Source organism: Mycobacterium sp. (genome assembly GCF_032162105.1).
Taxonomy (GTDB): Bacteria; Actinomycetota; Actinomycetes; order Mycobacteriales; family Mycobacteriaceae; genus Mycobacterium.
Map to the genome: position 1 here is coordinate 1 of NZ_JAVRPS010000581.1, position 10,728 is coordinate 10,728.

The following is a 10,728-nucleotide window of genomic DNA, read 5'->3' on the forward strand; positions in this document are numbered from 1 at the left end:
GCCCCCACGATGGAGGGGTCGAGTGTCGCCGTCGCCTGGGTTCCGCGGCGCAGCGGCTCGGTGATGTCGTCGCCGAAGCGTATTGGTGCGGCCAGCTGGTCGGCGAAGAACACGAAGTCGAACTTGCCGCGCTCGAGGATCCTGCCGAGGCGGTGGTAGTACTCGGGGTGAGTGAACCCGGTGTCGCTGGCCGGGTGTCGCCACGCCGCATGTGAGTGGGTGACCTGGGAGGCGATCTGGAATCCGCCCAGGTGCAGTTGACGTGTCACGGTGTCCTTTCCATGCGATTTCGGCGTGCTGAGTCGCGCTGAGTCGCGCTGAGAGCGCAACCGAGCACGCCGAAATCGCGTTAGAAGTAGGCGTTGGCGGGAAGGGCGGTGCCGTGCAACAGGTTCTCGCCGATCGCGCGGGCCTTGTAGGCCACCGGGTTGTGCAGCGTGATGGTCCGGATGTTGCGCCAGTGCCGGTCCAGGTTGCGCGTTCTGCTGGACGCGCTCGCGCCGCCCAGTTCGAGCAGCCGGGTGGCCGCCTCGGGAGCGATGTCGTCGAGGTGCACCTTGACCTTGGCGACCTTGAGCTGCGCGTCGGCGGCCAGCTCCGGGTCCGGGCCCTCGCCGGAATCCGACGCGGTGGCCTCCGCGATCGCCTCTGCCGCGTCAAGGACGGCGGCCCTGGCGACGTACGCCGTGCTGGCCAGCACGCCGAGCTGGCGCTGCAGCAGGGGATCGTCGACGGGCCTCTCGGCGGATGCGTGGCTGAAGCTCCGTTCGCGCGAACGCAACAGCGTCACGCCATCGTCGACGACTGCGGCCAGAATGCCCGCGACCACCGCGTGGATGTAGAGCTGCAGCGACGCGTACTGAACCGTCGGCACCGAATCGGCGTCATAGGGCGAGTCGGAGAGCACCTCCTCGGCTGACACCGCCACGTCCTTGAAGATCGTGGTGCCGGTGCCCGTGCGGCGCTGACCGAAGCCGTCCCAGTCGTCGATCAGCCGCACGCCGGTCCGGTCGGCGGGGACGATCACGATGGCCACCGAGTCGTGGTCGGTGGTCGCGGTGGCAGTCAGGAAGTCGGCGAACAGGGTGCCCGTGCTGTAGTACTTCTCGCCGGTCAACCGGAAGCCGACGGCGGGATCGGGCAGCAATCGGGTGTTGAACACCAGGCTGCCGACTGCCAGCGAGCCCTTCTCGCTGAACGCGTTGCCGAAGATCTTGCCGTCGGCGATCTTGTGCAGCCAGCGGGCTGCGATGGGGTCACGAGGAGTGCGCAGGCGCTCCTCGGTGAACCAGAAGTGAGTCCGGAAGATGTGCGCCACAATGGGATCAGCACGCGCCACGTCGATCACAGCGGAGAACAGTTGCGGCACGGTGTATCCCGCGCCCCCCAGCTCGGTTGGCAGCCGCAGCGTGCCGAAGCCGGCCCGCTTGAGTGCGGACACCTGGTCAAAGGGGTTCTCGTCGTTGAGGTCTCGGTCCTTGGCGCCCGCGGCGATTCCGGCCAGTAGCTCGGTCCACTCCGGCGAACCGGGCAGGATTCGGTTGATGTTCTCGACGGTGGTCATGGCAACCGTTGTACGCAAGCAGCACGTACTAGTGCACGGCTTTGGATCACCCCGAACCTAAGAACCCCCCAGGCTATCTCCCGCGAGCAGTCCGCAAGCGGCTCCAGCAAAGTTGCCCCCCACAGGCCGCGAGCAAGGCGCCTTTGCTGGAGCCGCTTGCGGACTGCTCGTGAGGAGGGGGTGGGCAGGCGGGGGCAGAATGGGAGGTGATGACGATGAGCGCCAGACGCCGCAGGGCCCACGACAGGCTGGCCGGGCTGCCCGGTGTCCGCCCGGTCCGGCGTCCGGTGGGCGGGCCACATCGGGCCGGCGAGGAGTTCGATCTCTACTACGCCCGCACCGGCCGCAAGTCGGAACATCCGCTGGTCATCGTCCCTGGCGGTCCTGGCGCGGCGTCCGTTGCGCTGTACCGGGGACTGCGCCGCAGGGCGGCCGTCGAGGGCCTCGACGTCATCATGATCGAGCACCGCGGAGTTGGCATGTCGCGGCACGACGACTCCGGTACCGATCTGCCACCGGAGGCCCTGACCGTCGACGCCGCCGTCGACGACATCGCCGCGGTACTGGACGACGCCCACGTGAAGTCGGCGGTGGTGTACGGCACGTCGTACGGCACGTACCTGGCCGCGGGCCTCGGGGTGCGGCATCCGGGCCGCGTGCACGCGATGATCCTGGACTCACCGCTGCTGTCCGCCGACGACATCGACGCCGTGCGGGAGGCCACCCGGCGCGCGCTGTGGGACGGGGCGGACCCGGAGACCGCCGAGTTGGCCACCAAGGTGCGCCGCCTCGTCGACGACGACGTACTCACCCCCGTGGCCGCTCAGCTCGCAGCGGGCATGTACGGGTTTGCCGGCCCGGACGTGCTGCGCCGCCAACTCGACCTCCTCCTGACGGGCCACGACTGGTTGTGGGGTGCCGTGAGGCTGGGGACGAAGCTGCTCCTGCAGCGCAAGACGCCGTATCACCACGAGCCGGACCTGGTCGGCCGAATCGGCTACCGCGAGCTCAACTACGCCGCAGTGCCCGACGGCGGCCCGCTCGACCCGGCAGTGGCATTCCGCGAAACCGCAACCGGCGACGTCGATTTCGTCGCAGAGCCCTACGATCTCGTCGCGTCGATGCCTGGCTTCGACTGGCCAACCGCGGTGATCTCCGGGGGCCGTGATCTGGTCACCCCGCGAGCGGTGGCGCAGCGGATCGTCTCGCTGCTGCCCGATGCCGCACTGGTCGACCTGCCCACCGCAGGCCACAGCGTCATCGACACCAGGGAGCGCACCGCGCTCGACGTCGTCAAGGCCGTCTACGCCGGGCAACTGCACGAACTGCCAAGTCGCTCAGCGCAACTGGACACGGAACCCGGTGGCATCGGCGTTCGGTTGCTGGTCCGGGCGATTGGGGCCGCCGCGGTCGCCGAGTCTGCGGTGCCGTCCGTGGTGCCGCGGGTGGTCCGCTACGTCACTACTTCATGAAGCCGATCTTGGTGTAGTCGACGTCGCCAAGACCCGCGGGCCCGAAGTTCGCCAGGGTGCTGCGCACGGCGGAGTTGCCGGCCGACTGGAACAGCGGCAGGCTGAAGCCCTCGGCCCAGATCAGCTTGTCGACCTCGTTGGCCAGCGCCCGCGCCTTCGCGGGGTCGAGTTCGTCGGTGGTCTGGTCGGCCTTAGCATCGATCTCCGGGCTGCTGATCTTGCCGAAATTGCTGTCTGCGCCCGTGGTGTAGATCTGATTCAGGCAGCACAGTGAGAACGCGTCGCCGACCCAGGAGAACTGGGCGATGTCGAAGTCTCCGACGATGATGTAGTTGGTGAAGAACCCGCCGCCGGATTTCGTGTCCAGCTCGAGCTTGACTCCGATCTGCGCCAGGGTGTTCTGCGCGATCTGACCGATCTGCCTCGTCGTCTGCGAGTCGTAGAGAACGTCGCGGATCACCAGTTGCTTGCCGTCCTTCTCGCGGAACTGGCCGTTCATCTTCCAGCCGAGTGCGTCGAGTTCCTGCTTGGCCTTCTCCGGGTCATAGGGGACGACGTTGCTGTTGTCCTCGTAGCCGTCCTGGCCGGCCACATAGATGTGGTTGTTGAGCGGAACGGGATTGTCGACCAGCCCGCGCTGGCTGACATTGGCGATCGCCTGCCGATCGATGCCCTTGGCGACCGCCAGCCGCAGCGCCTTGTCCGCGAGGATCGAACCGGGGGCACCGTTGAAGGTGAAGTGGTACCAACTCGCGCCCGGCGCGCGCCGGATGGAGATGCCGGGGGCGCCCCGCGCGATGGTCAACTCGTCCAGCGAGGCGAGCCCGGTGGCGTCCAGCGCGTTGTTCTGCAGCGCCGGAAGCCGGGCCGCGTCGTCGAGTACCAGGTAGGTGATGCTGTCCAGCAGCGGCGGCGTACCCCACCACTTCGGGTCGCGGGTCAACGTAATGCGTTGTGCGGTCCGGTCCAGCGCGGAGATGATGAACGGTCCGGCGGAGGGACCGGGACCGTTGAGCTGTCCCTTGTTGAATACGTCGGGGTTGGCGGTCATGCTCTTCGGCAGCAGCATGGTGTTGCCTGCGAACATTCCCCGCCAGTCGACGAAGGGCCTGGCGAACGTCATCACTGCCTGGCGGTCGTCGACGCCGCGGGTCACCGAGGCCACCCGGTCGCTGCCGTTGGTGCTGTTGATGGTGAATGCCTTGTTCTTGCCGCTGGTGGCGTTGATCTGAGAAGCGATGTCCTCCCAGGTGATCGGGGTGCCGTCGCTCCACACGGCCTTGGGGTTGATGGTGTAGGTGACGACCTGCGGGTTGGTACTGGTGAGTTCGACACTGGTGAAGTAGTCGGTGTTGACCGTCGTCGAACCGTCAGCTGCCACGCGGAACGCGCGCGGCATCGTCGCCCGCAGCATCGCGCCCGCGTCGGCCATGTTGCCGTCGATGTGCAGCGAGTTGAAGTTCGACGGGAACTCGGTCAGCGCCAACCGGAGATTGCCGCCCTGGCGCAGCGTGGCCGGATCCTGGGGGTTCATGTCGCTGGTGGTACCGACCTCGGCTTCGCCGCCCGCCGAAGGCGGCTTCTGGTCACCACTCGAACAGGCGCTGATCGTCAGGGCCACGACCAGCGCGGCCACGCCAAGGCGTCGGATCTTCATGCGGTCAGACTCTAACGTGACGGTTGCGGTACCGCGGCGAGCAACCGCTGGGTGTAGGGGTCTCGTGGTTGGGCGAACACCCGCTCGGCGTCGCCCCGCTCGACGATCACACCGTTGAACATCACGGCCACCTCATGGGCGAGGTGCTTGACCACCGACAGATCATGCGAGACGAACAGATAGGACAACCCGAACTGCTGCTGCAGGTCGAGCAACAGGTTGATGATGCCGGCCTGGATCGACACGTCGAGCGCGGAGACCGGCTCGTCGAGGGCCAGGATCTTGGGTTGCAGCGCCAGCGCCCGCGCGATGCCGATGCGTTGCTTCTGCCCGCCAGAGAACTCCGCGGGGTAGCGGCTGGCGTCCTCGCGACGCAACCCGACGACGCCGAGCAACTCGGCCACTCGGTCGTCGATGTGAGCCTTGCCGAAACCGTTGGCCGCCAACGGTTCGGCCAGCACGTCGAACACCGGCAGCCGGGGGTCCAGGGCGGCGACGGGATCCTGGAACACCACCTGTAGATCACCGCGCAGTGCCCGCCTGCCCGCACGGTCCAGGGCCGCGACGTCGGCGCCAAGCACCTCGATGGAGCCCGACTGCGGGGCGGTCAGGTCCAGGATCTGGTGCAAGGTGGTCGACTTGCCCGAGCCGGATTCACCGACGATCCCCAGCGTGTGGCCGGCGCGGAGCTCGAAGCTGACGCCGTCGACTGCGCGCACCTCGCCGATCTGGCGGCGCAGCACCACGCCCTTGGTCAGCTTGTACGTCTTGACCAGGTCGGTGACCCGGATGACGACGGCCGCGTCGGGGTCGGCGTCGACCGGGGGTGATTCGGTGGAGACGCCGTAGACCTCGGCGGCAGTTCGCCCGGCCACGTCGTCGGTGCGGATGCACGCCGCCGTGTGATCGGCTCCGACCTCGATGAGCGGAGGCTCCGCGGTGCGGCACTCGTCGATGGCCAGCGGGCAGCGCGGCGCGAAGGGGCAGCCGGGCGGCAGCGCGGCCAGCGACGGGGGTGCGCCCTGGATCGGCACCAGGCGGGTGCCCTGCGGGGCGTCGAGCCGCGGAACGGACCCGAGAAGTCCTGCAGTGTAAGGCATTCGGCGGTCCCGATAGAGCGTCTCGACCGGCGCGACCTCGACCACGCGCCCGGCGTACATCACCTGCGCCCGGTCGGCGAACTCGGCGACGACGCCGAGATCGTGCGTGATGATCAGCACGCCGGCGCCGGTGACGTCGCGGGCGGTCTTGAGCACGTCGAGGATCTGCGCCTGCACGGTGACGTCGAGCGCAGTGGTCGGCTCGTCGCAGATCAGCAGATCCGGGTCGTTGGCGATGGCGATGGCGATGACGACGCGTTGGCGTTCCCCGCCGGACAGTTCGTGCGGGAATGAGCGGGCCCGCCGGTCCGGCTGGGCGATGCCGACGAGGTCGAGCAGCTCGACCGCCCGCGCACGGGCGGCCGCCCGGCCGATGCCACGCTGATGGGTCTGCAGTGCCTCGGCGATCTGGTCGCCGACGGTGTACACCGGGGTCAGCGCCGACATCGGATCCTGGAAGACGGTGCCGATCTTCTTGCCGCGGATGCGCGACATCTGCGCGTCGTCGAGGCCGAGGAGTTCCGTGCCGTCCAGGCGCACCGATCCGGACACCTCGGCGTGCGGGGGCAGCAGCCCGATCACCGACATCGCCGTCGCCGACTTGCCCGAACCCGACTCGCCGACGACCGCCACCACCTCGCCTGCGTCGACGCGCAGGTTCAGCCCGCGCACCGCGGTCACGTCCTCGGTGTCGGATGCGAACGTGACCGCAAGGTCGGTCACCTCGAGCAGGCTCATGGGCGGGCCCGCCGCCGTCGGGGCTTGTGGCTGTCCGGGTCCAGCGCATCGCGCAGCCCGTCGCCGACCAGGTTGGCGCACAACACGATCAGCACCAGCACACCTGCCGGGAAGAGGAACACCCACGGGAACGTCGTCGCCGAGTTGGTGCCGTCGGCGATCAGCGTGCCCAGCGAGACGTCGGGTGGCTGGATACCGAAACCGAGGAAGCTCAAGCCTGTTTCGCCGAGGATCGCCACGCCGACATTGAGTGCAGTGTCGATGATCAGGATCGACGCAACGTTGGGCAGGATGTGACGCGCGATGATCCGGGTGTTGCTGACCCCCATGTACCTTGCCGCCGTGACGAATTCGCGCTCGCGCAGGCTCATCGTCAAACCGCGGACGATGCGCGAGCTGATCATCCACCCGAACACCGAGAACAGCACGATCAGCCAGAAGACGCGGGACGACTGTCCGAGCCGCGGTGTGGCGATGGCGACCACGATGAAGCTGGGCACCACCAGCAGTAGGTCGACCACCCACATCAGGACGCGGTCGGACCAGCCGCCGAAGAACCCCGCGATCGAGCCGACCGTCGCGGCGATGATCGTCGAGATGAACGCGACGCAGACGCCGATCAGCATCGACTTCTGCATCCCGCGCAGCGTCTGGGCCAGCAGGTCCTGGCCCAGCGAGTTGGTGCCGAACCAGTGGTTCAGCGTGGGCGGCTGTTGCAGCGCGTAGTAGTCCAGGTCGGTGTAGCCGTAGGGGAGGAACGGCGGCAGCGCGTAGCACCCGACGAACAACAGGACCAGCACGATCAGCGCCGCCACTCCCGGCCGATTGCGCAGGAACCGTCGCAGCACCAGCGTGCGGCGCGACGCGAATCGGTGCGCGTCGAGGCCGGACTTCGCCGTCGACGCGGATTCGGTGGTGATCGGCTCGCTCACGACACCCTCACCCTCGGATCCAGCGCCGCGTAGATCACGTCGGACAGCAGCCCGGCCAGCAGGATGGTGGCGCCCGAGAACATCGTGATCGCGGCGACGATGTTGGTGTCCTGCGTGGCGATGCCCTGCACCACCCACTCGCCCATGCCGTGCCAGCCGAAGATCTTCTCGGTGAACACCGCGCCGGTGACGAGGCCGCTGACGCCGTAGGCGAACAGGGTCGCCATCGGGATCAGCGCCGTGCGCAGGCCGTGCTTGAACAGTGCCTGGCGCCGGGTCAGGCCCTTGGCGCGGGCGGTCCGGATGAAGTCCTGGCCGAGCACGTCGAGCATCGCGTTGCGCTGGTAGCGGCTGAACCCGGCGATGGATCCCAGCGCGAGCGTGAACGTCGGCAGCACCAGGTGCTGCAGGCGGTCGACGAACTGATCCCACGCTCCGCCCACGGCGTCGGACGACGTCTCGCCCGTGTACTCGAACAGCTGCACGCCTAGCACCGTGTTGACCTTGAGCGCGCCAAGGATCAGCAGGTTGGCCACTACGAAGGTGGGCGTGCTGAGCACCAGCAGGGACAGCACGGTGATGACGCGGTCGGAGAGCCGGTACTGGCGGATCGCGCCCCACGCGCCCACCACGACACCGAGGACCGTGCCCAGCAGCGAGCCGATCACCACCAGGCGCAGGCTCACGCCGATACGTCGCCACAGTTCGTCGGACACGGGTTGACCGGTCACCGTGGTGCCGAAGTCGCCGCGGATCGCGCCCGACGCCCAGTTCACGTACCGAATCGGGATGGGCTTGTCGAGATTCAGTTCGGCCGACTTGGCGGCGATGGCCGACTGGGGTGGCCGCGGGTTGCGCTGCTCCAGACTGTCCAGTGGTTTGAAGGTGAACGAGGTGAGCGCGAACGTCAGGAAGGACGCCAGTGCCAGCAGCACGACGTAGTTCAGCAACCGACGGGCTAGGAAACGCGTCACGCCGCGCCCGCCGGATTCCGCATGGGCACAGGGTAGGAGATCGGCGACGGGACGGCTGTGAAGTGGTGTTTTGGGCGCGGCGGAACGCCTAGCCAATTCTTACCGGAGGACCAGCGTCCTCACACTCGAGGGGCGTTCACTCATTCTCAGATCCGCCGCCCATTACCCCGATTTGAGGAATTGAGATGAGTGCGACCAACCGAAGGAACGTCAAGGTATTCGCCGCGATCGTCGGCGGAAGTGCCGTCGTGGCTCTCGGCGCCATGAACGCTGCGTTCACGCAGGAACACACCGGCCAGGACCTGGCGAAGAGCAGCACGATGACCATCGGAGCGACCAGCACCGAGACGACGCCGCCCACCACGCCGGCCATCGGCGAGGCGGCGCCATCGATCAAGGGTCCCGCGCCGCTGCCGTCGGAGGAGATTGGTCTGCCGTAGCTGATCAGTCCCTCGCAGCTGGTTGATTCCCCTTAGGAACTTTGCTGCGTTTGGTCTCCGCCCGATTCGGTTACCCGTCGGGTGGAGGGGTCGCGTTGGCCTCTTCACTTACGAGTTGAGATCGAATTGGAGTGATCAGAGGTGAATTCCACCAAATTGAAGGTGCTGTCGCGACCGCGGGTGCCGGTGCGGTACTCGCGATGGGTGCGGTGACCGTGGCCCTGGGGGCCGTCCATGCGCCGTCCGACTCACTCGTGTCCGACACCCCCTCGGCGACGCTGGGGGAGACCGTCACCACGACCACGGCGCCCTCTGCGCCGCCGACGCCGGTCGCCACACCGCCGGTGACGGCGACCACGCCCGAGGGCTTTGCCACCCCGTGACGGGGTTAGTTCGGGCCGGCTTGGCGTCGCTGCCCCGCGACGCTCGGTAGACCCATGCCAATGACCGTGGCGGTCTGCCCGGAGCGGGTCGCCTGGATCGTCACCTGGTCACCAACGGCGAAGGGCGGGAAGGCGGCCGCGCCGGGGCCAGCAGCCGGAATCACGTAGGTCTGGCTGTACCCGTCGTCGCTGCGCGCGGTCACGGAGGTGGGTGAGATGGCGGTGACGCGGCCCGTCTGGGAGATCATCGTGCTGAACGCGCCGGTCCCGTCGGCCACCACGAACTCGCCGTGCAGAGTGGCGGAATCCGGCGCGGCGGCTCTGACGACGTCATCGTGGGGTGACCCGCCGGGCCGGTCGCCCTGGCCAAGTACCGGGCCGCTGTGCGTGCCCATCATGCGCGGACCGCTGTCGGTGGCGGCATACACCGCCGCTCCGCCGACACCGGCGATGACGGCAGCGACGCCGATGGCGGCCGCGGTTCCGCGCACGCTCCAGGTGTTCATGGGATCACTGTGCGGCTTCGACTCGTGTGTCGGCTGTGCGCTGCGTCTGCCGACGATGTGCGTTCCGGTCTTCACAGCCCGCGCATAGAATCACCACAGCATCCGCCTACCGAGTGCGCGAATACTGGGCACGTGACCACCGCGAACGGATCAGTCCATGACAACGATCCCGGCCGCGTCGTAATGCGCCGGGCCGACGGAAAGCCGATCAACGTACTGGTCGTCGACGACGAACCGGTGCTGGCCGAGCTGGTCTCCATGGCGTTGCGCTATGAGGGCTGGGACATCGCCACGGCCGGAGACGGCGCGACGGCGATCTCACTGGCCCGCGACAACCCGCCCGACGTCGTCGTGCTCGACGTCATGCTGCCCGACATGAGCGGTCTCGACGTCCTGCACCGGCTGCGGGAGCAGATCCCCGGGTTGCCGCTGCTGCTGCTGACCGCGAAGGATTCGGTCGAGGACCGCATCGCCGGCCTGACCGCGGGCGGGGACGACTACGTGACCAAGCCGTTCAGCATCGAAGAGGTGGTGCTGCGGTTGCGCGCCCTGCTGCGGCGCACCGGGGTGGCGAACGAGTCGGGCGGCGCCCAGATCGTCGTCGGGGATCTGGTGCTCGACGAGGACAGTCACGAGGTCACCCGCGCCGGCGAACCCATCACGCTGACCGCCACCGAGTTCGAGCTGCTGCGGTTCATGATGCGCAATTCCAAGCGCGTGCTGAGCAAGGTGCAGATCCTGGACCGGGTGTGGAGTTACGACTTCGGCGGCCGGTCGAACATCGTCGAGCTGTACGTGTCGTACCTGCGCAAGAAGATCGACAGTGGACGCGAGCCGATGATCCACACGTTGCGAGGCGCAGGGTACGTCCTCAAGCCGGCTCGCTGAGCCGGAGGCGAACATGTCGCGCACCAAGTTCTGGTTGCCGCGCACGTGGTCGCTGCGGGTTCGGCTGCTGGTCA

Annotated in this window: 10 protein-coding genes and 1 pseudogene; 4 read left to right on the top strand and 7 right to left on the bottom strand. The window is 67.8% G+C overall.

Annotated features, from left to right (window positions below; translation table 11 throughout):
- Window positions 1-269, bottom strand: a pseudogene (locus QOC69_RS29630) (LLM class flavin-dependent oxidoreductase); the annotation flags it as partial.
- An 80-nt stretch (window positions 270-349) separates the two neighbouring features.
- Complete coding sequence (locus QOC69_RS29635) at window positions 350-1,564, bottom strand: acyl-CoA dehydrogenase family protein (RefSeq protein WP_526446085.1); 1,215 nt, start codon at window positions 1,562-1,564, stop codon at window positions 350-352.
- Between the two features lie 209 nt (window positions 1,565-1,773).
- On the opposite strand from QOC69_RS29635, the gene QOC69_RS29640 reads away from it, so the two are divergent.
- Window positions 1,774-3,036 carry an alpha/beta fold hydrolase gene (locus tag QOC69_RS29640; RefSeq protein ID WP_526446086.1) on the top strand — a complete coding sequence of 421 codons (1,263 nt, stop codon included), beginning with the start codon at window positions 1,774-1,776 and terminating at the stop codon, window positions 3,034-3,036.
- Here the strand turns inward: QOC69_RS29640 and oppA are convergent.
- From oppA to oppB, 4 genes are read right to left on the bottom strand one after another with little or no spacing between them, the layout of a single operon-like run.
- Entirely contained in the window at window positions 3,026-4,693 is a 1,668-nt protein-coding gene (gene oppA, locus QOC69_RS29645; RefSeq protein WP_526446087.1) for an oligopeptide ABC transporter substrate-binding protein OppA, read from the bottom strand. The two genes, QOC69_RS29640 and oppA, sit on opposite strands and share 11 nt — an antisense overlap.
- An 11-nt stretch (window positions 4,694-4,704) precedes the next feature.
- The gene (gene oppD / locus QOC69_RS29650) at window positions 4,705-6,531 is read right to left on the bottom strand and encodes an oligopeptide ABC transporter ATP-binding protein OppD (RefSeq protein WP_526446088.1); all 1,827 of its coding nucleotides are present in this window, start codon (window positions 6,529-6,531) and stop codon (window positions 4,705-4,707) included.
- A complete protein-coding gene (oppC, locus tag QOC69_RS29655) occupies window positions 6,528-7,451 on the bottom strand; it encodes an oligopeptide ABC transporter permease OppC (RefSeq protein ID WP_526446093.1) in 924 nt (307 codons plus the stop codon). The genes oppD and oppC overlap by 4 nt, the downstream gene beginning before the upstream one ends.
- Before the next feature lie 8 nt (window positions 7,452-7,459).
- Window positions 7,460-8,437: an oligopeptide ABC transporter permease OppB gene (gene oppB, locus QOC69_RS29660; RefSeq protein WP_526446089.1), complete on the bottom strand. Its 978-nt coding sequence runs from the start codon at window positions 8,435-8,437 to the stop codon at window positions 7,460-7,462.
- A 185-nt stretch (window positions 8,438-8,622) separates the two neighbouring features.
- Between oppB and QOC69_RS29665 the strand changes: the two genes are divergently transcribed.
- Window positions 8,623-8,877 carry a hypothetical protein gene (locus QOC69_RS29665; RefSeq protein ID WP_526446090.1) on the top strand — a complete coding sequence of 85 codons (255 nt, stop codon included), beginning with the start codon at window positions 8,623-8,625 and terminating at the stop codon, window positions 8,875-8,877.
- 200 nt (window positions 8,878-9,077) lie between these two features.
- Complete coding sequence (locus QOC69_RS29670) at window positions 9,078-9,260, top strand: hypothetical protein (RefSeq protein ID WP_526446091.1); 183 nt, start codon at window positions 9,078-9,080, stop codon at window positions 9,258-9,260.
- A 5-nt stretch (window positions 9,261-9,265) separates the two neighbouring features.
- Here the strand turns inward: QOC69_RS29670 and QOC69_RS29675 are convergent, their stop codons facing one another.
- Window positions 9,266-9,766: a hypothetical protein gene (locus tag QOC69_RS29675; protein ID WP_526446092.1), complete on the bottom strand. Its 501-nt coding sequence runs from the start codon at window positions 9,764-9,766 to the stop codon at window positions 9,266-9,268.
- Between the two features lie 183 nt (window positions 9,767-9,949).
- Here QOC69_RS29675 and QOC69_RS29680 point away from each other — a divergent pair, with 183 nt between their 5' ends.
- Window positions 9,950-10,654: a response regulator transcription factor gene (locus QOC69_RS29680; protein WP_526446094.1), complete on the top strand. Its 705-nt coding sequence runs from the start codon at window positions 9,950-9,952 to the stop codon at window positions 10,652-10,654.
- The last annotated feature ends 74 nt before the right edge of the window (window positions 10,655-10,728 follow it).

What these genes read in the sequence shown, in the direction of transcription:
- oppD (WP_526446088.1), bottom strand. Translation starts at nt 6,531, where the DNA reads ATGAGCCTGCTCGAGGTGACCGACCTTGCGGTCACGTTCGCATCCGAC.
- QOC69_RS29640 (WP_526446086.1), top strand. Translation starts at nt 1,774, where the DNA reads ATGACGATGAGCGCCAGACGCCGCAGGGCCCACGACAGGCTGGCCGGG.
- QOC69_RS29675 (WP_526446092.1), bottom strand. Translation starts at nt 9,766, where the DNA reads ATGAACACCTGGAGCGTGCGCGGAACCGCGGCCGCCATCGGCGTCGCT.
- QOC69_RS29635 (WP_526446085.1), bottom strand. Translation starts at nt 1,564, where the DNA reads ATGACCACCGTCGAGAACATCAACCGAATCCTGCCCGGTTCGCCGGAG.
- QOC69_RS29680 (WP_526446094.1), top strand. Translation starts at nt 9,950, where the DNA reads ATGCGCCGGGCCGACGGAAAGCCGATCAACGTACTGGTCGTCGACGAC.
- QOC69_RS29665 (WP_526446090.1), top strand. Translation starts at nt 8,623, where the DNA reads ATGAGTGCGACCAACCGAAGGAACGTCAAGGTATTCGCCGCGATCGTC.
- QOC69_RS29670 (WP_526446091.1), top strand. Translation starts at nt 9,078, where the DNA reads ATGGGTGCGGTGACCGTGGCCCTGGGGGCCGTCCATGCGCCGTCCGAC.
- oppA (WP_526446087.1), bottom strand. Translation starts at nt 4,693, where the DNA reads ATGAAGATCCGACGCCTTGGCGTGGCCGCGCTGGTCGTGGCCCTGACG.